Source organism: Mucilaginibacter angelicae, assembly GCF_042434235.1.
In the GTDB taxonomy this organism is placed as follows: Bacteria; Bacteroidota; Bacteroidia; order Sphingobacteriales; family Sphingobacteriaceae; genus Mucilaginibacter; species Mucilaginibacter angelicae.
This window is the reverse complement of sequence record NZ_JBHLTS010000022.1, coordinates 437943-461734: the sequence shown is the minus strand read 5'-3', so window position 1 is coordinate 461734 and position 23792 is coordinate 437943. Positions and strand designations below refer to the sequence as shown.

Annotated in this window: 27 protein-coding genes and 1 tRNA gene; 18 read left to right on the top strand and 10 right to left on the bottom strand. The window is 41.3% G+C overall.

Annotated features, from left to right (window positions below; all coding sequences use genetic code 11):
* The first annotated feature begins 6 nt into the window (after positions 1-6).
* On the top strand, positions 7-573 hold the full coding sequence (locus ACFFGT_RS14130; protein WP_377023190.1) for a dihydrofolate reductase family protein: 567 nt from the start codon (positions 7-9) through the stop codon (positions 571-573).
* Positions 574-727: 154 nt separating this feature from the next.
* Here the strand turns inward: ACFFGT_RS14130 and ACFFGT_RS14125 are convergent, their stop codons facing one another.
* The gene (locus ACFFGT_RS14125) at positions 728-1606 is read right to left on the bottom strand and encodes an MBL fold metallo-hydrolase (RefSeq protein WP_377023189.1); all 879 of its coding nucleotides are present in this window, start codon (positions 1604-1606) and stop codon (positions 728-730) included.
* Positions 1607-1855: 249 nt separating this feature from the next.
* Here ACFFGT_RS14125 and ACFFGT_RS14120 point away from each other — a divergent pair, with 249 nt between their 5' ends.
* From ACFFGT_RS14120 to ACFFGT_RS14075, 10 genes are all read left to right on the top strand, one after another.
* The gene (locus ACFFGT_RS14120; RefSeq protein ID WP_377023188.1) at positions 1856-2392 is read left to right on the top strand and encodes a carboxymuconolactone decarboxylase family protein; all 537 of its coding nucleotides are present in this window, start codon (positions 1856-1858) and stop codon (positions 2390-2392) included.
* 239 nt (positions 2393-2631) lie between these two features.
* Positions 2632-3468: a helix-turn-helix domain-containing protein gene (locus ACFFGT_RS14115; RefSeq protein ID WP_377023187.1), complete on the top strand. Its 837-nt coding sequence runs from the start codon at positions 2632-2634 to the stop codon at positions 3466-3468.
* Between the two features lie 224 nt (positions 3469-3692).
* A complete protein-coding gene (gene cynS / locus ACFFGT_RS14110) occupies positions 3693-4214 on the top strand; it encodes a cyanase (protein WP_377023186.1) in 522 nt (173 codons plus the stop codon).
* Between the two features lie 86 nt (positions 4215-4300).
* Positions 4301-4957 (top strand): carbonic anhydrase, encoded by a 657-nt coding sequence (locus ACFFGT_RS14105; protein WP_377023185.1) that lies wholly within the window; start codon positions 4301-4303, stop codon positions 4955-4957.
* A 21-nt stretch (positions 4958-4978) separates the two neighbouring features.
* The gene (locus tag ACFFGT_RS14100; RefSeq protein ID WP_377023184.1) at positions 4979-5860 is read left to right on the top strand and encodes an AraC family transcriptional regulator; all 882 of its coding nucleotides are present in this window, start codon (positions 4979-4981) and stop codon (positions 5858-5860) included.
* Positions 5861-6173: 313 nt separating this feature from the next.
* Positions 6174-7049, top strand: coding sequence for a helix-turn-helix domain-containing protein (locus ACFFGT_RS14095; protein ID WP_377023183.1), 876 nt, complete (start codon positions 6174-6176; stop codon positions 7047-7049).
* A gap of 100 nt (positions 7050-7149) precedes the next feature.
* Positions 7150-7647 carry a quinol:electron acceptor oxidoreductase subunit ActD gene (locus ACFFGT_RS14090; protein WP_377023182.1) on the top strand — a complete coding sequence of 166 codons (498 nt, stop codon included), beginning with the start codon at positions 7150-7152 and terminating at the stop codon, positions 7645-7647.
* Positions 7648-7698: 51 nt separating this feature from the next.
* Positions 7699-8967, top strand: coding sequence for a quinol:cytochrome C oxidoreductase (locus ACFFGT_RS14085; RefSeq protein ID WP_377023181.1), 1269 nt, complete (start codon positions 7699-7701; stop codon positions 8965-8967).
* 56 nt (positions 8968-9023) lie between these two features.
* On the top strand, positions 9024-9218 hold the full coding sequence (locus ACFFGT_RS14080) for a hypothetical protein (RefSeq protein WP_377023180.1): 195 nt from the start codon (positions 9024-9026) through the stop codon (positions 9216-9218).
* Between the two features lie 65 nt (positions 9219-9283).
* Positions 9284-9931 (top strand): HD domain-containing protein, encoded by a 648-nt coding sequence (locus tag ACFFGT_RS14075; RefSeq protein ID WP_377023179.1) that lies wholly within the window; start codon positions 9284-9286, stop codon positions 9929-9931.
* Positions 9932-10168: 237 nt separating this feature from the next.
* Here the strand turns inward: ACFFGT_RS14075 and ACFFGT_RS14070 are convergent, their stop codons facing one another.
* From ACFFGT_RS14070 to ACFFGT_RS14060, 3 genes are all read right to left on the bottom strand, one after another.
* Positions 10169-10504, bottom strand: coding sequence for a hypothetical protein (locus ACFFGT_RS14070; RefSeq protein WP_377023178.1), 336 nt, complete (start codon positions 10502-10504; stop codon positions 10169-10171).
* 297 nt (positions 10505-10801) lie between these two features.
* The gene (locus ACFFGT_RS14065) at positions 10802-11494 is read right to left on the bottom strand and encodes a hypothetical protein (RefSeq protein WP_377023177.1); all 693 of its coding nucleotides are present in this window, start codon (positions 11492-11494) and stop codon (positions 10802-10804) included.
* Between the two features lie 84 nt (positions 11495-11578).
* Positions 11579-11652 (bottom strand) — tRNA-Asn (locus tag ACFFGT_RS14060).
* Between the two features lie 316 nt (positions 11653-11968).
* Between ACFFGT_RS14060 and ACFFGT_RS14055 the strand changes: the two genes are divergently transcribed.
* Positions 11969-12883 carry a PfkB family carbohydrate kinase gene (locus tag ACFFGT_RS14055; RefSeq protein ID WP_377023176.1) on the top strand — a complete coding sequence of 305 codons (915 nt, stop codon included), beginning with the start codon at positions 11969-11971 and terminating at the stop codon, positions 12881-12883.
* Positions 12884-12947: 64 nt separating this feature from the next.
* Here ACFFGT_RS14055 and ACFFGT_RS14050 read toward each other — a convergent pair whose 3' ends face one another.
* From ACFFGT_RS14050 to ACFFGT_RS14035, 4 genes are read right to left on the bottom strand one after another with little or no spacing between them, the layout of a single operon-like run.
* Positions 12948-13190 carry a cytochrome b5 domain-containing protein gene (locus ACFFGT_RS14050; protein WP_377023175.1) on the bottom strand — a complete coding sequence of 81 codons (243 nt, stop codon included), beginning with the start codon at positions 13188-13190 and terminating at the stop codon, positions 12948-12950.
* Positions 13187-13867 carry a lycopene cyclase domain-containing protein gene (locus ACFFGT_RS14045; RefSeq protein ID WP_377023174.1) on the bottom strand — a complete coding sequence of 227 codons (681 nt, stop codon included), beginning with the start codon at positions 13865-13867 and terminating at the stop codon, positions 13187-13189. Before ACFFGT_RS14045 ends, ACFFGT_RS14050 begins: the two co-directional genes overlap by 4 nt.
* Entirely contained in the window at positions 13864-14409 is a 546-nt protein-coding gene (locus ACFFGT_RS14040) for a hypothetical protein (RefSeq protein ID WP_377023173.1), read from the bottom strand. The genes ACFFGT_RS14045 and ACFFGT_RS14040 overlap by 4 nt, the downstream gene beginning before the upstream one ends.
* Positions 14409-15260: a phytoene/squalene synthase family protein gene (locus ACFFGT_RS14035; RefSeq protein ID WP_377023172.1), complete on the bottom strand. Its 852-nt coding sequence runs from the start codon at positions 15258-15260 to the stop codon at positions 14409-14411. Before ACFFGT_RS14035 ends, ACFFGT_RS14040 begins: the two co-directional genes overlap by 1 nt.
* Before the next feature lie 80 nt (positions 15261-15340).
* On the opposite strand from ACFFGT_RS14035, the gene crtID reads away from it, so the two are divergent.
* The 6 genes from crtID (at position 15341) to ACFFGT_RS14005 (ending at position 21328) form a co-directional block, all read left to right on the top strand.
* Positions 15341-16819, top strand: a complete 1479-nt coding sequence (crtID, locus tag ACFFGT_RS14030; RefSeq protein ID WP_377023171.1) for a bifunctional phytoene desaturase/3,4-desaturase — start codon at positions 15341-15343, stop codon at positions 16817-16819.
* 115 nt (positions 16820-16934) lie between these two features.
* Positions 16935-17666, top strand: coding sequence for a helix-turn-helix domain-containing protein (locus tag ACFFGT_RS14025; protein WP_377023170.1), 732 nt, complete (start codon positions 16935-16937; stop codon positions 17664-17666).
* A gap of 182 nt (positions 17667-17848) precedes the next feature.
* Positions 17849-19051, top strand: coding sequence for a PQQ-dependent sugar dehydrogenase (locus ACFFGT_RS14020; protein ID WP_377023169.1), 1203 nt, complete (start codon positions 17849-17851; stop codon positions 19049-19051).
* A 260-nt stretch (positions 19052-19311) separates the two neighbouring features.
* Entirely contained in the window at positions 19312-19872 is a 561-nt protein-coding gene (locus ACFFGT_RS14015) for a TetR/AcrR family transcriptional regulator (protein WP_377023168.1), read from the top strand.
* A gap of 103 nt (positions 19873-19975) precedes the next feature.
* Positions 19976-20848 carry an alpha/beta fold hydrolase gene (locus tag ACFFGT_RS14010; protein WP_377023167.1) on the top strand — a complete coding sequence of 291 codons (873 nt, stop codon included), beginning with the start codon at positions 19976-19978 and terminating at the stop codon, positions 20846-20848.
* 81 nt (positions 20849-20929) lie between these two features.
* A complete protein-coding gene (locus tag ACFFGT_RS14005) occupies positions 20930-21328 on the top strand; it encodes a nucleoside deaminase (RefSeq protein ID WP_377023166.1) in 399 nt (132 codons plus the stop codon).
* 33 nt (positions 21329-21361) lie between these two features.
* Here ACFFGT_RS14005 and ACFFGT_RS14000 read toward each other — a convergent pair whose 3' ends face one another.
* A complete protein-coding gene (locus ACFFGT_RS14000) occupies positions 21362-22285 on the bottom strand; it encodes a S1C family serine protease (RefSeq protein ID WP_377023165.1) in 924 nt (307 codons plus the stop codon).
* A gap of 228 nt (positions 22286-22513) precedes the next feature.
* On the bottom strand, positions 22514-23698 hold the full coding sequence (locus ACFFGT_RS13995) for an alginate lyase family protein (RefSeq protein ID WP_377023164.1): 1185 nt from the start codon (positions 23696-23698) through the stop codon (positions 22514-22516).
* Positions 23699-23792: the final 94 nt, after the last annotated feature.

Below are 23792 nucleotides of genomic sequence, written 5' to 3'. Positions count from 1 at the left end.
AATATTATGCGAAAGTTAAAATTACAGGTACAAATGACCATTGATGGTTTTGTAGCCGGACCAAATGGTGAGAATGACTGGGTATTTATTTCCGGCGGGGATGAAGCCGGTTTTCAAAAAATAATTGATTTGGCCGATAGTTCCGATACCCTTTTGATGGGACGCAAGCTGGCCACCGAAGGGTTCACTGATTACTGGCAAAATGTGGCCGACAATCAGCCCGACAGCCCACAAAAAGCTTTGGCACAACTCATAGTAAATATGCGTAAGATTGTTTTCAGTCATACAGAGACAAGCATCGGCGGCAGGAACGTAGAAGTGGAAAACGGGGACCTGGCTACCGTTGTACAGGAACTCAAAAACCAACCCGGCAAAGACATCCTTGTTTACGGAGGTGTTGATTTTGTAAGCTCGCTCATCAGCCTGAACCTTATTGACGAATATTTTATTAGTATCTGCCCGGTTGCAATTGGCAGCGGACGTTCAATTTTCAAGGAGAAAAAAATCCTGAAATTAGATAGTTCAATCGCCTACCAAAATGGAAAGGTGCTTAATAAATACCTGCCGGTATAAGCCTAAGCTGCATTACACAGTGATTTTATTATCAATTAGTTGAAGCTGTTTTTAATCGCAAACAGAAAAGTATCTTAATTTATTATAAAAACAAATAAGGGTGCCTCAGTTACTTTTGAGACACCCTTACCTGATATTTAAAGCAGTAACAGGATTACATGGTTTCCTTTTTAGCTGCTAACGTTCCTCCCCAAAGAGAGCCCGGGTTAGCACGGTCCGGGTAGAGTGCCAGCATCCCGTTATATAGTTCAAGGTTGGTTGAAGTTTCTGCATTGAGGCGGTCAAAATCTTCCAGGTACTTTTTAGTTTCCGTTAAAATAGCAGGATCGTCAGAAAAGGAAGGCTGTTTATGCCCCGCGACAACTCTTTTTGGTTGCAGTCCTATCAGCATATCCAGGGAGTTTCTCCATTCTTTGCGGGTTTCCGATGTCGTTTCTGCGAGATATACGTGAACGCCATTGTAGGCTACATCGCCGGCTACTATAAGTCCGATAGAAGGCACATAAAGGCTGGTTGTATCGTGTGTATCGGAAAAACCTGTCTGTAAAATTATCAATTTTTGCCCTTCCAGCTCAAATTCATTGCCCTGCAGCGCCTGTGGAACAGCCAGTTTTTCAGGGATCTGCCCCGGAAACCGGGGAGCCCAAAAGCCTTCAATTACCTCCGGTCGCACCTGCTCGGCACAATCCTCTGCAACGGCCTGGGTAGCAATCGCTATTGCATTGGGGAAACGATCGAGCAATAACTGAAGGCCGTAAAAATGATCTCCATGCGGATGGGTAATGTAAATGTACTTAAGTTCTTTGCCAGTAGCGGCGACAGAGTCTGCCAGTGCAGTCGTATGTTCAATGGCGAGGAAAACGTCTACAAGTACCGCATCCTTTTTGCCATATATCAGCGTTGCGCTATTAGGTACCCATTTTAGGTCATCCAGGCCGGGAGGCGTGTTGGGGTCCCGGTTCAGGCCGGGCCGTGTAGACGTAAATACCTCGTAACCGAGTACTTCGTTCATGCTGTTGTTTTCTTGTGTCATAGGTTTAATTTTTGGAGTTTGTTTTTTACTGCTGTTTCGCGTGTTTCCGTTAAACTAAGTTATGGATTTCATGTGGTTATACCGGGGGATGGCTAAGGTAAAGCTTCCTGATCCAGAGCCAAAATAGGTTTTAATTTATGCTACACGCAGGTGGAAAAATCGGCATTTCTTCAGGAATTAAATCCATTTTTTCGGGGAGCTGTTGAACGCAAATTTGTACTGTCAATAACGACAGAAATAATATACAAAATGATGAAAACGTTTATAGTTCCAACCCGCGATGAAGTTAGTCCTGCCAACCAGGCCATATTTGACAACGTAAAACAAAAGTTAGGCAAGGTTCCTAACAGTTATGCATTTATGGCAAGCTCAGAAAACGGATTAGCTACCTACCTGGCCTTTTCAAACGCAAAAAGCTCGCTTAATATCAAAGAGAAAGAAGTAATTAACCTTATCGTGAGTGAAATAAACGGTTGTCATTATTGCGTTTGCGCCCACACCATGATTGGTAAGCTCAATGGTTTTACAGATGAACAAATCCTGGAAATCCGTCGTGGTAGCTTAAGCTTTGATGCAAAATTAGATGCATTAGCACAGTTAACTAAAGAAGTAACCAACAATAAGGGCAAAGCTGGTCAGGAGGTTATTGATAACTTTTTTGCAGCAGGGTATACAAATGAAAGCCTTGTTGATGCGTTGTTAATTATTTCCGAAAGAACTTTTAGTAATTATTTAAATGCTGTGGTGAACGTTCCAATTGACTTCCCGGTGGCACCTGAAATTTAAGATCATTTATTTGTTGTTTGTAATGAAGATAGCTGGTTAACGACCTGGTATCAATTGCTGAAGCGCCGGTGTTATTAAAGCCGGCGCTTTTTTTTAATTAAACAAATTAGCTATCCAGGTTTTGTGAACAAGTAAATAATACCGCATAATACACCAAAAACACCATCTCGCGCGTATCGGATATTTTAGGTTTGCAGTATATAATTATTAAACTGGCAAAATAGGTTGTCACAATTGAAATGAAATTATCACATATTGATCGGCGAACAAACGGCGTAATTCATTTTCTGCAGGATGAAATATTTTCGGGCCAGAGAACGGAGTTGGCAGCGGAGCGGCTTTTTACTATTGCTCTGAATAGCGGCCCTGATCAGGAAGTATGTATTGATAGTATCCCTTACATATTTGCTTCATGGAGTTTATTGCCGCTGTTCTCCAATCAGTCATTCACTTTTGAAAACCCCAGGCAGGTTACTGCCTGGCAATATAACCGGGATTTTTATTGTATTGTTGATCATGATGATGAAGTGAGCTGCGCAGGTTTCTTGTTTTTTGGATCATATGGTCATCTTTTTATAAAGCTGAACGAATCCAACCAGGAAAAACTGAACATCTTAAGAAAAGTATTTCTCGAGGAGTTTGAAACAACCGGCAGCACACAATCGGAAATGCTCAAAATGCTGTTAAAAAGGCTGATTATTATTGCCACACGATTGGCAAAAGAGCAATATGTCAACGAGCAGCCAGTTGAATCTGATAAATTTGATATCGTCAGAAAATATAATTTATTGGTCGACAGGAATTTCAAGAAGCATCACCAGGTTCAGTTTTACGCCAATGAACTCAATAAATCCCCTAAAACCTTATCTAATTTGTTTGCACGTTATCATCACAAATTGCCATTACAAATTATTCACGACCGTATAATTGACGAGACAAAAAGATTAATTTATTATACCGATAAGTCTGCAAAAGAAATTGCCTATGAGTTGGGTTTTGAAGATGCTGCACACTTTAGCCGGTTTTTTAAAAATGTAACCGGACAAAATATTTCTGAATATAAAAAGGAAGGGTAACAGGTTAGTTGCCCTATTAAATGGCGGGCTTTTTTCCAGACAATAGCAAATCCGCACTTATAATATGGCGTTGTCGCCAGTACCTGATACCCGGGCTTACCAATCCATCCAAACCTGCCCATTGCTGCAGATAAAAATCCGGGGCCGTGTGCAAATCTCAAAAAAAGCTGCGGCAACTTGGAATTACTGTACCGCTATCTCCAAAAAATAATCAAATCAGTAAAATGTACCGCAACGCCACTATCTGCTACCGTGGCAATAAACTGGCAGCCAGTACTTTTGATCAACAAAAAAATATTAAAAAAATGAACAGACAAACAGCAACTGAATTAATTATTCAAAGCATCAAAACAAAAAAAGTAAAATTCCAGGACCTGGCAAACGCCATCGGCAGCAGTTTAATCTGGACAATCCACGCACTGCATGGTCAGGCTGCATTGGATAAAACAGCCGCCGAAAAAATTGGGGAGATTTTATCGCTGACACCTGAACTGGTTGAGTCATTACAGGAAATTCCTTTAAGAAGCGCTTTGCAGCCTACGCCTACCGATCCAACCCTGTACAGGTTAACTGAAATGATGCAGAATTATGGCCCCGATATTAAGGCTGCTATTAATGAACTGTTCGGCGATGGCGCAATGAGTGGTATTGACTTTACGGTGGGTATCGAACGTGTTGAATCACCAAACGGCGCCCGTGTAAAACTTACTTTGGATGGCAAATTTTTACCATTCAATAAATTTTAATCAGGTACCAGGAGCATAAAGCCGGGATGTAAATGCTTTATGCTCCTCAATAAATTTCAAAACCAATAAGATAAAAACAAAAGATCATGGAATTAAAATTAGCTCAAACAGAAAGTTACAAAGCCCTGCTCAAAGCAAATAGCGACTGGGCTACTAAACGCATGCAGGAAGAACCTGAGTTTTTCAACAAACTTGCTGCAGGGCAAAGCCCGGAGATATTATGGATAGGCTGTGCAGACAGCCGGGTCCCGGCAAATGAAGTTACAGGCACAAGGGCCGGCGAAGTATTTGTACACCGTAATATTGCAAATGTAATCGTACATTCGGATATGAACATGTTAAGTGTGCTGGATTACGCGGTAAACGCGTTGAAAGTTAAGCATGTGATTGTTGCCGGGCATTACGGCTGCGGTGGCGTAACAGCGGCCTTAAGTAAGAAACAGTTTGGCCTGATTGACAACTGGCTGAGGCATATTAAGGATGTTTACCGGATGCATAGTCATGAACTGGATGCCATTGCTGATCACACAGAGAAGGTAAACCGCCTGGTAGAACTCAATGTAGAAGAGCAGGTTTATAATTTGTGCAGAACAACAGTTGTGCAAAATGCCTGGAAAGAACGCACCGATCTGGAAGTGCACGGATGGGTAATAGACCTGAAGACGGGGCTTGTGAAAGACCTGAACGTATCACACAGGGACGCGCACAGCCTGGGTTATGTGTATGAATTAAATGAAGAGTAGCCACTAACATTATACTTGAGCATGAAAAGTGAGTTTAAAGTATATGATATTTGCGAGTTTTCTTTAGACAGACAGCAGGACATTATTGTAAGCCGTTTTGCTGTCTATTTAAAAAATCTCAAAAAACTACATTTTCCGCACCGTCATGATTTTTATCATATGATATTATTTACGGAGGGCGGCGGCGGCTTTTCAATTGACTTTCAGAATTTCAAAGTTCAACCTTACAGAATGTATTTTATGGCCCCGGGCCAGGTTCACGGCTGGGATTTTGAGGGCGATATGGATGGCTATGTCATTAATTTCTCGGCTCAGTTTTTCCAGTCATTTTTATTGAAATCAGACTATCTTGATCAATTTTACTTCTTAAACGGTATTGCAGGCGATTCGGTGATTGATATTGTGGAAGAACAAAGAACTTCAATCATTAATATCCTGGAAAACGCGGTTAAAGAGATGGAAAAACAATACCGGTTTAAGACGGATGCAATCCGGGTTTGGATCCTGCAGTTGTTTTTACAAATCGGGAATATGAACGTAAGAAACGAAGCTCATGCGGCAGATTCCTATAACATGACCTTATTGCGGAATTTTGAGAAGTTGATAGAAAAAAACTATTTAAACCTGCGGCTGCCGAAGCAATATGCAGAGCTTTTATTCATTACCCCTAATCATTTAAATGCACTCTGCAACGGAACGCTGGGAAAATCCGCAGGAGATTTAATCCGGAACAGGATTGCCCTTGAGGCCAAGCGTATGTTAATTAATTTTAGCCTCACGGTTACGGAAGTTGCATATGCGTTAAACTTTGAAGACAACTCCTATTTCTGTAAATTTTTTAAAAAGCAAACAGGGGTGTCTCCCGATGGCTTCAGAAAGCATATCCATAAGGATACTGACTAAGTACCGGTAAAACGCTGCAACCTAAAGCTTTTATCCGTGTTTAAATTGAACCGGGTATCTCTTCCTCTACTTTTAATCCCTCTTTCTACTTCAGGTATAAATAACTTGTAACGTATTGAATTGTGCCTTTTTTACCCTGTCAAGGCAATAAACAGTGAGTAAAAAATACCGTAAATGAACCGATTATTACCGTACTGGCGCATTTTAAGTCTCTAATTTTGAGTTTATTATTTAACATAAATACAGAGAAAAAATAAGGTGTCGGACTGCTGTTCATTGCCATTGCAATGAAAGCTTTGAAGTAAAAGAATATATGAAAAGTGAGTTTCCATTACTTGACCTCTGCCATTTTAACGAGCATACCCAGGTAATTGTAAGCAGGTTTGGAGTGTTCCTGAAAAAGTTTAAGAAAACCACTTTTCCTCGTCGCCATGATTTTTATCACATGGTTTTATTTACTGAAGGCAGCGGAAAATTTTCAATAGACTATCAAACGTATTCAATCAAGCCGTTCCAGTTTTATTTCATGGCACCGGGACAAATACACGACTGGCACTTTGAAGGAAACATAGATGGGTATATTATTAATTTCCCGGCCCAGTTTTTCCAGTCATTTCTGCTAAATGCTAATTACCTGGATCAATTCTACTTTTTTAACGGAAATGTTCAGGACTGCATTATCCAGGTGCCGGAAGAATTGAGATGGACTGTTGTGGAACTGATAGAGAAGGCGATTTTAGAAACATTGGGCGACAACAAGTTTAAGAATGACACAGTTAGGGTGCTGTTACTCCTGCTGTTTATGGAAATAAGCAACCTGGATGGCCGAAACAGGCTGTCTTTTGTTGAGCCGAACAAAAACGCACTGCGTCAAAATTTTGAAAAGCTGATCGACGAAAATTATCTCAGCTTGCGTCTTCCAAAGCAGTATGCCGAACTATTGCATATAACACCAAATCATTTGAATAAGCTATGCAATGAAATGGTTGGCATATCAGCAGGGGATCTGATCAGGAACAGGATCATACTGGAAGCAAAGCGATTGCTGATCAATCTTAAATTAACCGTTACGGAGATTGCTTACAAACTCAATTTTGAAGACAGTTCCTATTTCTGCAAGCTGTTCAAAAAGCAAACAGGTATGACCCCGAATGCTTTCCGAAAGCACCATAATCTGCACATACATTGAAAATAATCAGCATGGGCTTATCATTTCAGGCTTTCTGTTACTTGTAAGTGCCCTGCCGGTTTAATAACAAGATCCTGAAGTGATTAAAACAACATGAAAGATGAAGAGAACGAAATTGATTTTAAATCATTTTTACAGTACCGATGATTTGAAACACGGTATTGAAGTACTGCAGCATTACCAGGTTCCGATTCTTGAGGTACACCTGTCAAAACCGATAAAAGGGATTGATGAAAAACTACAAATTAAAAGATTGCGCCGGGGGCATGCTGCCATCAAATTCGGGTTGCTCGGAGGTACCGCCTTGTCAACGTTGACTTATTACTTAATTGAACATGGATGGCCATTAATGAATTCGAAGACGATTTCAGCATTCCTGATCGGCATTATTATAATGGCTTTAACATTCGTTTTCGCAACGTATCTGTTTCCTTCCCGGGTTCCAAAAGTGATTAGCCTTCCACCATCCGACAGCCGGTTTTTTTTAATAGTTGTTGATGCAAATCATATTACCGCTCATGAGGAAATAGGGCGCCTTTTTCAATATGCGGAGGCTGTTGAAATGAGCCCGCCGGTCAAAGATATTGTAACCGCTTAAAAATAGTACAAAACATAAGTCCACCAATTTTAAACAACATCATCATTCAAAATGATCACACAAAATAATTTCGACAAGCCATTTGTTTTTACCGGCAAAGCAAAAATCTGGAGCTTTATTATGATAGCTATCGGTATAGCGGGCGTATTATATGGTTTTTTATCGGGCAGCGGAGAGCGTACCTTTTCAAACTTATTGCTGATGGGCTATTATTTTGTCTCGGTTTGCATATTTGGAGTTTGTTTTTGCGCTGTTCAATATATATCACAGGCGGGGTGGTCGGCTTCCATACTCCGCATTCCGCAGGTGCTGGTTAAGTTGTTGCCTGCCGCGTCGGTAATACTGCTGGTTATCATTAGTGCAGGAATATTTACCACGCATAGCGGAAAAAATGAGGCCGGGGCAACAACGATTTTGCCATACCTGTATAAGCTTTGGGCTTTAAAAGGGGTTACCACTCCAGGCAATGTAAATTACGATCCCATTATCGCCGGTAAATCGATCTACTTGAATCTCCCGTTATTTTTTGTCCGGATGGTAGCTTACCTTACTGTTTATAGTATTATGGGCAGGCTGCTGGTTAAATACTCAGTTAATGAAGATAAAATAGGCGGGGTTTTTAATTATAAAAAGAGTTTTACACTTTCGGCAGCGTTTATAGCGGTATTTGGCTTTACAGTTCCATTGTTTGTATTTGATACCATCATGTCATTAGAGGCCCATTGGTTCTCTACCTTATTTGGCTGGTACAACCTTTTGGGCTTTTTAGCTACCGGGTTTACAGTAATTACGCTCATCATCATTTATTTAAAAGAAGCCGGGTACCTGCCATGGGTTAACGAAAACCACCTGCATACTTTGGGGATACAGATCTTTGGTTTTTCTATTTTTTGGACATACCTGTGGTTTGAGCAATTCCTGTTGATGTACTACTCAAACCTGCCGGAAGAAGCTGTTTATTTTTATAAAAGATGGGAGCCCGAATTTAATTTTTGGTTCTGGTTAAACATGACCATCAATTTTTGCGGGCCGTTTTTCGTGCTGATGTCGCGGGATTCCAAGCGTAAAGTAAAAGTAATGAAAGCAACCTGTTTCCTTTTAATCGGCGGGCACTGGCTTGATTACTGGCTGATGATCATGCCAGGTACCACAGGGCCACAATCACATTGGTATACCGAAATAGGAGTTATTGAAGGCTCGGTTTTTATAGGTTTTACAGGCTTGTTTATTTACATGCTGCTAAACTCATTGAGCAAATTTAAAGCCCTTGCGCCGAAGAACCACCCCTTTCTCCAGGAAAGCCTTAGCCTTCATATCTGATAGTTGTTTTGCATAACCCATTGCATCCAAATTGTTTACATTAAAAATAAAGTATCATGTTAACATTTCTTTTTATCCTCACCGTTTTCTCCATCATTAATTGTTTCCAGTTTGCAGCAGGCATCCTTGCATACCAGATCGGGCTTTCTTTTTGGCGTTGGTTTGGGATCTCGCTTTTTATTCCAATTATTTCAATTGGGGTACTGATTTATTTGTGGGACAATGAAAAAGTAAAAACGCGTCAATGGTAAATGGCAGCATTTTAAAAAAATAGTAGCTGACTGATAAATTTAAGTATCCATAAAAAATTAATCAAATGATAATTCCACATAAAACTGTAGCCGGTATAAAAATACCCGACAGTGCAATTGCCAGCCAGGCCACAGAATTATTGCGTGAGCATGGCAGCGAACTTTTGTACAACCATTCGTTGCGGGCTTTTCTTTTTGCAGCACTCAACGGTAAGCAAAACAATATCCGGTATGATGCAGAACTCTTGTACGTTAGTACCATGTTTCATGACTTGGGGCTAACGGCGCATTACCGCAGCGACGATAAGCGGTTTGAAATTGACGGAGCAAATGCCGCCCGCGATTTTCTGCGTGGCCATGGCGTTTCGCCGCAATCGATGCAACTGGTATGGGATGCGATAGCGCTTCACACATCACCTGGTATTGCCGAATACAAAGAACCCGAGGTTGCCTTACTGAATTATGCAGTGGCATTGGATGTTATTGGTAAGGGGTATGATCAGTTATCGCATAACGATCGTGAAGAAATTGTAAAACAATTTCCGCGAAATGACCTGAAGAAAAACATGATAACCACTTTTTTCGACGGTTTTAAACATAAACCGCATACTACCTACGGGAGCATCAATGCTGATATTTGTGCCTGTATGATTCCCGGATTTCAAAGAAAAGACTATTGCGATTTGATTTTGCATTCACCCTGGTCTGAGTAATAAAAGCCGAATGTTATATTGATTGTAAATGAAATTTTATTTACAATCACATAAACAGTGGGGATATATTCTTTTATTCCCATTGTTCTGTTTTTAACAGAATTTTGAGGGCATAAAAAAAGGAAGGTTAAAATATGTGTTTCCTTTTACGCCCTATCAATGAATGACTTTTGAATCAATTGCCTAAAAGCTTAAGGAGAGTTGGAAATTTGGATGAGTGAGTTACTGGTATTTTAATTATATCACTCTTTTTCGATCAGCTTTAAATGGTATAGCCGAAACCTGGTATTCATCCTCAAAAACAATATAACCAGGATTTTTACTGGCTATTCTGTCTATAATAATATCGTACTGCTCAGCTATTTCTATTAAGTCTTGTATTTTTTTAATGTGCTCTTTGGCTGAGTCTTTAAACCACGACAATGACACGTCGGCGTTATACTTGCTTGTCCCTTTAGAGAATCTCGTTGGCTTTTCCAAATTCTGATTAAACCACCCGGATAATTCCTTTAGTTTATTAATATCGGCATCTTTTGTTAAAGAATGGTCGTCACGTAGATATTTAAGTGCCATAAATATCCCTGTTTCCAACTCACCATATTGGTTAATAAATTGAGTTGTAAACCGAAGATACATGAGTGAGTTAAGGCTGTTATATCGGGAAATAAAAATAACAAAAAACCCATTACTAATAGTAATGGATTTTAAGCTTTGCGGTAAACCTCTGGTGTCGTCAAAAATCGCTCTTGAGGTTGGGCGTTTTTCAAATCAATTTTGAAATCAAATACGTGTTTTGAATGAGTTGAAGTGGTTTTAATGCTGATTCAGACTGGATTTTTTCGAACGAAATATTGAAAAGTGATTAACCAATTAGTTATTTACAAAGGAACTCCAGTGCTTAATCCAATAATGTCCTAAATCAAAATCGATATGCGGCCCTGTCGTAACCGGCGTATCGCCATTAATTCGAACGCGCCATTTTTTTAACAGAATCTTTTTTTTACCTGTAAGTTTAAAAAAGTATAGTCCGGAATCATCATTATATTTAATGTGGCCGATATTAATAATTTTAGACTCAGAAATATAAAATAGGTCACTACTCCAGTATCTACCCATACAACAATCCTCATAGGAATAATAATATTTTGTTTTGGGTATTTTTTCAGCATTTGAACAATTGCCAGCTAATTTGAATCTTTTTGACTTTGCGTCATAAATAATCAGGTCTTGCTGACCAGAATCCACGCCTCTCAATTCTAAGATGGCATCTTTATACCCATCGCTATTAAAATCATTCAATTTAAAATATAAGGCGCTCCCATCTTTATATGTGTAAACAGTTTTACCGCTTTTATTTTTTATATAGAATTTATAGCCAGGGCTATCACTTAAAATATTGATAAAAGTATACCTATTGCCATCTACAATTACTGTTTCACGTTGTATTACTGAATCCCCTTTCGGAATAACGAAATTTAAAACAGGTTTAGTCGATGAACAAAATAGCTGGTGTGTGTTATTGAAAGATAAAAAAAGAAGTAATGTTTTGTAAATAAGGTTCATTGATACAATTTAAAGCTTATTGTACAAATGCGCAATCTTTACCAAAGAATAAACAAAAAAGCCCCGCACATGTGCGGGGCTTTGCTCCTGAGGCTGGGCTCGAACCAGCGACCCTCTGATTAACAGTCAGATGCTCTAACCGGCTGAGCTACTCAGGAATCTAATCCGGTTTGGAGTGGGGCAAAGGTAAAAACTCGTCGGATATTTCACAATTTTTATTCAAAAAAAGTTGAAATATTTTTCATCTGTCTTTTTTATAGCTGATTATGTGGTATTTATGTGTTGAGATGTATTGCGGATTTTTTTACAGCTGGCAAATTTCTCATCAAATCTCCTTTTTTTCGATGCTGGATTCATTAAAGCTGCTTAAATTATGCTTTCGCAGATGAAAATTGGCGTTACAAATAGATCCCGATGAATGATTATCCCTTAATTTTCACAATATTTGCGGCGAAAAAATATAAATATCTTTACATGAGTTTGTTAGTTATTGGCACTGTGGCGTTTGATGCCATTGAAACCCCTTTTGGTAAAACCGATAAAATAGTAGGCGGCTCTGCAACCTTTGCAAGTTTGGGCGCTTCTTACTTTTATGATAAAATAAAAATTGTTGCCGTTGTTGGCGACGACTTTCCTCAGCATGAAATTGAGGATCTGCAAAAACACAACATTAATACCGAAGGCCTGCAGATAAAACAGGGCGAAAAATCATTTTTCTGGAGCGGACGTTACCACAACGATATGAACAGCCGCGATACCCTAATAACCGAGCTCAATGTATTGGAAGCTTTTGATCCAATCATCCCGGACAGCTACCAGGATTGCGAATACCTGATGCTGGGCAATCTTTCTCCGCAGGTGCAGCAAACGGTTATAGCACGCCTTAAAAACCGCCCTAAACTCATTGTAATGGATACCATGAACTTTTGGATGGACATTGCCCTCGAAGAGCTGTTAAAAACTATCCAAATGGTTGATGTTTTGACCATTAATGATGCCGAAGCACGTCAGCTATCAGGTGAGTTTTCGCTGGTTAAAGCTGCGCGCAAAATATTAACTATGGGGCCAAAATACCTCATCATTAAAAAAGGTGAGCACGGTGCTTTGTTGTTCCATGAAGATAAAATTTTCAGTGCCCCGGCCCTTCCCTTAGCCGAAGTATTTGACCCCACAGGCGCAGGTGATACTTTTGCAGGCGGCTTTATTGGCTATATGGCTAAAGTAGGTACCGTTAACTTCAACAACATGAAAAATGCCATCATTTTTGGTTCGGCCCTTGCTTCATTCTGTGTTGAAAAATTTGGCTCAGAAAGGTTAAGAAACCTCAGCGAAGAAGAAATAGCTGGTCGCATCCAGGAGTTTGTCGGCCTGGCTAAATTTGAATTGTAAGAGCCTTACCTAAATCCTCTCTAAAGGAGAGAACCTTAAAATATTTAAGCCCCGCGTAATGAAATTATGCGGGGCTTAGTTTTCCTATCTTTTCAAACTTTTCAAATACTGTTTCGGTATGCGGCGCGTCGGCGAGCTCATCTGTAAGGTCCTGCCCGGCCCAGTGCTCATAGTGTTTGCCATTGCGCCACAGGCGGCTTTCGGTTACATCATAGATATCGCCTTTGTAGGCCACCCAAATCTGGGGCTTATCCTGGCCATTGCGTAAAGCCAGTTGCGATTTAGTGTATATAGGCAGCTCGCTCATTGGTTTAATTTCCGTAGTTTAAAATATTCAAAGAAACTAATATTCATCAGCAATAAAGCCATCAGGTAAAAATGATCTTCAAAAGGGATAGTACCCACCCGTTTCCCAATGTTTTCGGCATTGTTATACAGCACAATTGGGATTGAGGTTAATATGCCGTTCACTATGTAAAAAGGTACAAGCGCCACAATATATGTTAGGTAATAACGATTAAGCCATTCAGCCTTAAAAACATATTGGATTAGCAGCACTAATATCAACAGCAATCCAAAGGTAACCACAGTATAAAGCCGGCCATGATAAAATATCAGCATCAGCACGCTCAGCAGTATTACCATACTGCTTATGATACTGGTAAGCCTGAAGGGCATCAGCCATTTAACATAGTAATTAAGGCAGGCATAAATAAATATGCAGGCAAAGGGAACTGTTAAAAAAAACATCACCTCTTCAAGCGGCAAGCCCCAAAAACGGACCCCTATAACGTAAAGCGGGTTAAATGACCAAACACCTTTAATGGTAAAAAGTACATCCCAAAACAAAAAAAACAAACCGGTAATGGCCATGCCCGGCCATATAAATTTCCAGCTTTTGTGAAACTCCACCTTTTTGTCAAACGAAAGCACAACGGGAAAAAATACCGTTAGCAGGTTGATCAGCAAATAGGTGTATCTCACGTAAGTTCGGTTAAGTGTTTATTAAGTACCTGGTTTTGGGCAGGTGTACATCTTTTGGAATGGATCAGGAATTTGATGATCGCTATGGTCAGCTCCTTATCGGCCGAACCATAGTTCTTTTTATCCAGTTGCGCTATAATATCTTCACTGTCGGCTACAAGATCTTTATTAAAACCGAGAATGGATGGCACATTATGCTCGATGGAAAAACGCATGAACCTGATCTCGATATTATGCGGATCGGCCGCTACTGCCTGTTTAAAAACCTTTTCCGATCTGTTAATGTATTTTATTTTAGAATAGGGGTTCCAGGCATGTTTAGCTTTTAAGGCAAGCAGTGCGCCTATAAAACCGTTCACGATACCGCTTTTATCTTTGATATTATCGAGGCTGCTATATAATGAATCGGTGGTTTTGCTTTTATCAATAGCCATCACCATTTGTTTACGCAGCATTTTCAAATTAGGCTCCTCAGCCTTAACCGATTGCAACATGAATATCAGCGCCAATAAATTGACTGTAAAAAATATCTTTTTGAACATTAAATAACGTTTAATTTTTGCTGCAGAACAGCCTTGATATACAAACTCATTTTGCGGGCATCAGATACCCTGATACGTTTTTGCAATATTACACTGGCAGGGGTGTAGCTTATTTTTTTGAACAGCTGCAGGTAGTAAATATATGCAATATAAACTCCAAGCCTTGTGCCAACCGGTAGTCGCTTTATCCCCTCAAAAGCCTCGTCAAAATCATGTTTAATTTCGGCTTCAATGGCAAGCTTATCCTGTTCGGTAAAATTATTAAAATCAATCCCCGGAAAATATGTGCGGCCGCGTTCGGTATAATCGGCCTTAACATCGCGCAAAAAATTAACTTTCTGGAATGCTGCTCCCAGGCTCCTCGCTTTTGGAATCAACGATTGATACAAAACTTCGTCATTTGTAAAAACACGCAGGCACATTAACCCGATTACCTCTGCCGAACCATAGATATAAGCTTGATAACTATCCTTATCGTGGGCCTTGTTATCCAGATCCATTTGCATTGATTTCAGGAAAGCCATGATCAGTTCATGATCAATACCATACTTGTTAACCACCTGCTGAAATGAATGGATCACGGGGTTAGTGCTGATGCCCTCTTTAATAGCTTTGAAAGTTTCCTGCTCAAACCTGCTGATCAGTTGCTGCTGATCGTAACCATGAAAGGTATCTACAATTTCATCAGCATAGCGCACAAAGCCATAAATGGCATAAATGGGGTATCGGAAATTTTTATCGAAAGTTTTAATGCCGAGACTAAAGGAAGTGCTGTATTGCTTAGTTATCAGTTTACTGCATTCAAAACAAGTTTCATCGTACAAGTTCATCATCGGCACTCGCATGGTCATTTTCAAAAGTACAAATTCAAAGCGGTATTGTTTTTTAATGGCACCAAAACAATTTTCTTACCTTGGGCTTCACATTAAACATGGGCAGCAACAAGCATATTATTGTTATCGGTTCGGGCTTTGCGGGTTTATCGGCAGCCTGTGTTTTGGCTAAAGAAGGTTATAAGGTTACCATACTGGAGAAAAACGATCAGCCCGGCGGCCGCGCCCGGGTTTGGGAGCAGGCTGGCTTCAGGTTTGATATGGGGCCAAGCTGGTACTGGATGCCCGATGTGTTTGAAAACTTTTTTGCGCTGTTCGGCAAAAAAATCGCTGATTATTATCAATTAAAAAGACTCGATCCCGGGTATCGGGTTTATTACAGCAAAAATGAAATACTTGATGTACCTGCGGATCTGGCAGCACTTGAAACCCTGTTTGAACAAACTGAACCCGGCAGCAGCCCGGCATTACGTGAATTTTTGGCCCAGGCAGCGTACAAATATAAAGTAGGCATGGGCGAATATGTGTTCCGCCCCTCGCATTCCATTACCGAATTCATCGATTTTAACCTGATCAAAAAAAGCTTCAGCATTCAGTTGCTTACCAGCATGAGCAGCCATGTGCGAAAGTATTTTAGAAACCCTAAACTGATTAAATTGCTCGAGTTTCCGGTATTATTTTTAGGTGCTACGCCTCAAAATACCCCTGCCATGTACAGCATGATGAACTATGCCGATCTGGCGCTGGGTACCTGGTACCCTATGGGCGGTATGAACGAGATTGTAAAAGCCATGGTGAGCCTCGCTACCGAAATGGGGGTAGAGATTAAACTCGATACAGAGGTTACAAAAATCAGTATAAAGGATAAACAGGTTGATAGCATCCAAACCAATAATGGTGTGTTTACCGCCGATATGGTAATTGCAGGGGCCGACTATGAGCATGTTGACCAGCACTTAATCGATAAACCCCATCGTAATTACACCGCTAAGTACTGGAATAGCCGTACCATGTCGCCATCCAGTTTGCTTTTCTATATCGGCACCAACAAAAAAGTGGATGGGATACAACATCATAATTTATTTTTTGATGTGGATTTTGAGCTTCATGCCAAAGAGATCTATACCGAGCCACAATGGCCCTCCAGTCCGCTGTTTTATGTATGCTGCAGTTCAAAAACAGATAGTACCGTAGCCCCTGAAGGCGGTGAGAACCTGTTTTTCCTGATGCCTGTAGCTCCGGGATTAAATGACGATGGAACCATCCGTGAAAAATATTTTGACCTGATGATGGACAGGTTCGCTCACATTACGGGGCAGGATATCAGGGATTCGATTGTAGTGAAACGAAGTTATGCGCTCAATGATTTCAAGGCAGATTATCATTCGTTTAAAGGCAATGCCTATGGTTTGGCTAATACCCTTGCCCAAACTGCCTTCTTTAAACCTGCCATGCGGGCTAAAAATATCAATAACCTGTTATATACCGGACAGCTTACGGTGCCGGGCCCGGGTGTGCCGCCGGCTATTATATCCGGGCAAGTGGTAGCTCAGGAGGCAATGAAAAAACTTGGATAATCTGAGTGACATAAGCCCGAAATAAGAAAGTCGGGTTAATGTCGGCTATAAATACAGGTGTATTTATTGTACCTTGTGAGCCTAAACTTTATCATTGTCACAGAATTTATTGGATATGCAACAGCCCAATTTAGGTAAAAAGATTGCGAAACTCAGAAAAGCCAAAGGCCTAACCCAGGAAGAACTTGTTGAAAAATGTAACCTGAGCGTGCGAACACTTCAGCGTATTGAAGCGGGCGAAGTGATGCCCAGGAGTTACACTGTCAAACTCATTTTTTCTGCGCTTGGTCAGGATGCTTATGAAGAAGCCGCAGATTTGCCCGAAAGGCTAAAAGCAACCATTGATGTGACACGCGATGGCTCCGCTAAATTCTTCATGTATATAATTGACCTGTTTAACCTAAAAACCAACACCATGAAGAAATTAAGCATTTTATCTATTATCCTTTTAAGTATTTGCACGGTTGTGCTTTCGGCCTGTTTAACTACAAAAAAAGTAGTAAGCAACAAGAATAGCATTATAGGAACCTGGCAAATTTTAAATAGCCGGGGATTATTAGACTCCAGTTATGCTAATCAGCCAGGGATAACCAGGTACAAAATGATCAGTAACGATAAGTTTGTAATACTTGATGTCAAATATGGGGCGAGCCTGATGAGTGCCGCTATGGCTGGAAATTACACCGTATATGATGATGTATATACCGAAACCATACATACAGCCGGTATAGGTTATAGTGGTTTTTTAGGCGTCCGAAACACGTTTAAATATAAAGTTGCCGACTCATTAATGTATATAAACGGATTAAACAATGGCTATAACGAGGTTTGGAAGAGGGTTAAATAGGTGCGGCATAAGCCCGAAATAGTAAGATCGGCTTAATGTGTTTTGAGCAGGCAATACCTGTCGGTAAATAACTGTTGTTGTTTTAAATGACCGGATCGTAAAAAGTTTGATACCACGTAGCAGATATCAACAGAACTTTAGTTTAAAATATATGTTTGTACTTGAAAATTATAAGCAACCCTATGTCAATTACTAATAAATCGATTTTGCTTGCTGCAATAGGCCTTGGCACTTTAGTAAGCCGGGTAAATGCGCAGTCGCTGCCCGCAGTTGAAACACAGAAAGCCAACAGCGAATATAAACCTGCTTTTGCCGGGCAAACCCGCATTGGTGCTATTCAAACCAAAACAAAGCTTAGCGTTAACGTGATCAATCATCAGCTTAAATCACCATGGGCTTTGCGTTGCCTGCCTGATGGCCGTTTCCTGATCACCGAAAAAGGTGGTAGCATGCGGATATTAAAAGCCGACGGAAGTTTCGATAAAGATATTGAAGGGTTGCCAGCTATAGCTGTTGGCGGCCAGGGCGGTTTACTGGATGTGAATTTTGATTCTTCTTTTGCAAAAAACAGGACTTTATTCTGGACTTATTCTGAACAGGTTGAAGGCGGTTTCCAGCTTGCTGTAGCTAAAGGGAAGCTATCGGCCGATGATAGCAAACTTGAAAATGTACAGGTAATATATCATGCCAAACCGGCCTACAACGGGCATTTGCAGTTTGGCTCGCGCGTTGTATTTGATAAACAGGGTAATTTGTTTGTAAGCACAGGTGAGCATGGCGCCGATGATATCCGCATGAAAGCACAGGATTTGGGTGCCGCAGTAGGTAAGGTTGTTCATATTACCCGCGATGGAAAAGCTGTTCCCGGTGGTCCGTTTGCAGATAAAAGCGGCGTATTGCCCGAAATTTATGCCTATGGTTTAAGAAACCCTGAAGGTATGACTACCAACCCCGTAACCGGCGAGTTATGGGAGGCCGAATTTGGCCCCCGCGGGGGCGATGAGATCAATATCATCCATGCCGGGAAAAACTATGGCTGGCCTGTGGTAACCTATGGCATTGAATACAGCGGCAAAAAGGTAGGAGATGGCATACAGCAAAAAGAAGGCGTGACGCAGCCTATATATTATTGGGACCCGAGTATCTCGCCATGTGGCATCACTTTTTATACCGGCAACCTGATCCCTGAATGGAAAAATAATTTATTTGTAGGAGCGCTCGGCGGCTCGCATATTGCCAGGCTTGTCATCAAAAATAACAAAGTGGTGGCCGAGGAGCGCCTGTTGAAAGATAAAAACGAACGCTGGCGTTCATTAGTTACCGGTAAAGATGGAGCATTATACGGTGTTACCGATAATGGTAACCTGTACCGGATAGGTAAATAATTATTTTTCAGACCTTCCTCTTCATCAGGATGCTATAAAAAAGTAAGAGGCGCCGGGCATTACAACCCGGCGTTTTTTATGGCTATAAGGCACGCGGTTTTCAGCTTTTTGAGATAAGGGCCATACTACTTAGTGGTATTTTTTATGGAATCAGTGGTGGTTTTCGGGGATAGTTTAATATTTATTTTTATTTTACCAAACGTTCGGTATATTTGAATTGTAATTCAAAAGAAGATAACGAATACAGATAATTCTAAAATATGCGCACTCAAAAAGTTAACTCTGAAAATGTAGACCTGAAGCTGTTTAAAACTTTCAGCGAGTTGGGGTACGATGGTGCATCGATGGAGGCCCTGGCCAAGGCTACCGGGTTAAAAAAAGCCAGCTTATATCACCGGTTCCCTAACGGTAAAAAGGAGATGGCCAAACATGCTTTGGAAATTGTGGAACAATGGATTTTGCAGTGTATCGTAGCCGAATCGGCAAACAAAAATGTACCTGCAACAGCCAGGCTAAAAAAGATGATTAACGCCATTGACGAGTTGTACAATGGCGGCGCTAATAATTGCCTGCTCAGAACATTATCGGTAGGTACAGATGCCGATGCATTTAAAGAAGGTGTTACCAATTGCTTTAACCTGCTGGCCGATGGTTTTACGGATATTGCAATAGATCTGGGCATATCGGCGGACAAAGCGAGGCAGAACGCAAAGCTTATTAACCTGACAATCCAGGGCTCGCTTGTATTAACAGGGGCTACCGGCGACAATAGTTATTTTAAAAACAGTCTTGATAGGGTCCCGGAACTATTAGCTGCATGATTGAAATATGATCAATAATGCGGTTAATTGAAATGGATTTTTATATAATCTATATTTACCGAACGTTCGGTAATAATGAATAAACAATTTTAAATTAAATAACATGAAAAATCAAACACAACATCACTTCATTAACATCAATGGTGTGAACATCTTCTATCGCGAAGCAGGGCCCAAAGATGCACCTGTATTGGTATTACTGCATGGCTATCCAAGTTCGTCGCACATGTTCAGAAATCTTATTAATGATCTGTCCGACAAGTACCACCTGATCGCACCCGACTATCCTGGTTATGGTAGAAGTGAGCAGCCTCCAATTGCTGATTTTGCCTATACCTTTGAAAATTTTGCTGCAATTGTTACCGAACTCCTGAGCCAGCTCCAGATTAGCAAATACAGTTTATACCTGATGGATTACGGCGCACCTGTTGGCTGGCGTATTGCTTCGGCTAATCCCGAACGTGTGGAAACCCTGATTGTGCAAAATGGATGTGCTTATGACGAAGGTCTGGAAGCATTCTGGGACCCGATTAAAGCTTACTGGAAAGACCATAACGATAAAACAGCAGAAGCCACTTTAAGAACTTTCCATGATGCCAACGGCCTGAAATGGCAATACACTCATGGCGTAGCTGATACAAGTCTTATTAGTCCTGATAACTGGGAAATAGATTTGCGTCACCTCGAAAGGCCGGAAAACGGACAGATCCAGCTTGATCTTTTCTATGATTACCGTACCAATGTGGATCTATATCCTAAATGGCAGGAATACTTACGTACACACAATCCCGAAATGCTGATCGTTTACGGTAAAAACGATTATATATTCCCGGTAGCGGGTGCCGAAGCTTTCAAAAAAGATGTTAAAAACCTGGAATATCATTTATATGATGCCGGCCATTTTGCACTGGAAAGTCACGGTAATGAAATAGCTGCAACTATCAGGCAGTTCCTGGATAAAAAAACAGTAAAGTAAAAACTAAACGGTAAAAAATAAGGCATGCCATAGTATAGTCACTAATGGCATGCCTTATTTTTGCAAATACATTTAAACCCTATGAGCAATCACGAACCATTTATGCAACGCTGTCTTCAATTAGCCCAACAGGCCGCTGCCGAAGGCGAAAGCCCTGTGGGATGTGTTATTGTTAAAGATGGCGTTATTATAGCCGAAGCTTTTGAACAGAGCCGCAGGTTAAAGGATATCACCCGGCATGCTGAAACATTAGCCATCCTGAACGCGATTAATGATCACGGGAGTTGTGAAGATACCATACTTTACTCCAACGTTGAACCTTGCATCCTTTGTTCATACGTTATCAGGCACCATAAAATTAAACAGGTTGTTTTTAGCAAAGCCTGCGGTGAATTAGGTGGAACCGGCCCGCGTTTCCCAATCTTAACTGCCGAATTAAAATCATGGGGCAAAATTCCTTTGGTTACTCAGTATCCTTGATAATCTGTCTCTTGCAACCAATAAATTGTAACATTAGTTCTTTTGCACCGGCGTTATCCTGAACTCGGTTTTATAACTATTCCTAAGGATCCCGATATATTGGAACTGACCTATTTTATCTTCGGTAAGCATCTTAAAAAGACCATCCGACGTTTCAACTGGCTGGTTGTTGAAGGAATAAATAATATCCCCGCTAAGGATCCCGGCTTTAGCAGCAGGGCTGTCCACAGCTACTTCCGAAACAAACAATGCCTGTTTATTTGGTACCTCGTGAATTGCGCGAAGCTTCGGGACAAGGTCTATCTGTTGCATCACCACCCCCAGGTACGCTCTTTTTACTTTGCCAAATCTGATAAGCTGATTGGCGATATCCTTGGCGGTGTTAATGCTGATGGCAAAACAAATCCCCTGTGCCCCCCTGATCACAGCAGTGTTTACACCCACAACTTCACCATCGCCGTTTACTAATGGCCCGCCTGAATTTCCTGGGTTCAGTGCAGCATCCGTTTGGATCATGCTATCCATCAGGCGGCCAGCCTGGCCTTCCAATGTGCGGCCCAGTGCACTAACTACGCCGACTGTTACGGTATGTTGAAATCCTAAAGGGTTGCCAATGGCAATAACCAGCTGACCGATCCGGAGCTGATCTGCATCCCCGAATTTAACAGGTGTAAATTCTGCACCGCTGATCTTAAGAATGGCTAAGTCGGTGTCCTGATCCTCGCCAATAAGTTCGGCCGGGTGGTTAGTACCGTCATGCATCTTTACCGAAATCTTTTTGGCGTTGTGTATTACATGGCTATTGGTAAACAGATACCCATCCGAAGAAAATAAAAACCCTGATCCCGTTCCGGCAGCCTGCTCTTTCCCGTTCACATTACTAAAAATCTCAATCTTTACAACTGCTGTCTTTACTTTATCAACAGCATTGATAATTGTAGCTGAATAGCTATCCATAATAATCCTTTCAAAAAGCAGGCCTCAAATTACATTCCCAATTTAAAAGATGATTTATTGCGAACCATTTCACGTCCTTTTGTCTGTTTTAGGCTCAACATCTGGCTATTATGTCAGATGCACATTGCAGATTGTCATCCGCAGAAAGCCTAAAACCGCTCCGTTAAATGGTATGAGCCATATAACCGGAGCGGTTTGTGGAAAATGATTTATTAAGCGTGTACCCCTTTAAAAGGTAGTCGGTACGTTATTGTGGGTATAGTTTGTCCAGCACAGAAAACCGATATCGCCATTAGGTAAACCATTAGTGTCGCACACATAATTGCTGGCAATATAACTGGTTTCGGTAGTGTTGTAATGACGGTTGGCCACCTCAATGCCCGGCCAGATAGGGTTGTTTACATTGCCGTTAGGTGAGCATGGCGGCGAAACGGTGCCGTGCATCAGTTTGTACTGGTAGTTAAACCCGGTTAACAGACGGCTGCTGCTGGCCGAGTAGATAGACAGATCGCCCTGGATACCGGCAATGTTAGCAGCATAGCTTAGGCCGGTAAGGGTGTACTGGTAATGCACGTAATCGTTGTGCGAGCCGCAGATTTCACCATTCATCGAACCATCAGAAGCGATTACGTTTGGCAGCACGGTTTTTACATCTGTAATACCGTTCTGGTATACGGTTTGGCTGTCTTCAAATACACCGATAGCCATTTTAGCATAGCCTGCAGATACGTTCCAGTTGTTGTTAAAGTTGGGCACGTTATTGATGTAATTATCTTTCATGTTGTTCAGAAAGTTTACAAACTGGGTGTTTTCGGCAGTAGTCCAGCCGCCGCCAACGCCGCTGGCCGGGATGTAATATTTGATAATTTCGGCAGCAGCAGCAAAGGTAGGCGCAGCCCATGAAGCCTCAAGCGAAGCCTGGTTAGGCTGTGAGCCGGTTACGCTGAAGTTTTGGAAATGACTGGCCCAGCCATCAAGGATTTGTTTTACAGTAGTTGCGTAAGATGCGGTGCCTGTTTTTGACCAGCGCAGCGCCAGGGCATAGCTGAGCAGGGCATCGCCTTTAAAAGCAATTTCATCAGGCGTGGTAACGCCGCCGGCTACTTGTACTGTAGCCTTGTAAGCGCCGCTGGGACTGTGGTTGTTGCAATAGTTAAGCACAAACTGGTAAGCAGCCAGCCGGTTGGCATCGTTTGAGTTGGCTTGCTGGGCCGCATAAGCAAGGGTTTGCTGGGTGTTGAGAATACCTGGATGGATAAAGCCGGTAGCCTGAGTTTGTAATTTAGCTGTGGCGGCATCATTTCCTGGTGCAGCCGGCGAAACCTGTTTTTTGGTACAATAAGTGAAAAATACGGCCGCAAAAAGCGCCAGGCCCAACAGGGTTGCAAAGGTAGTTTTTGGTTTGTTGTTCATAAATTAGCTTTTTAGTTTACAATGGTTTTATCCGGCGTAAGGCCATAAAAACAAGCCGTTTACGGGCTGTCGGGCCCGGCTTTTTTTTGCTTAG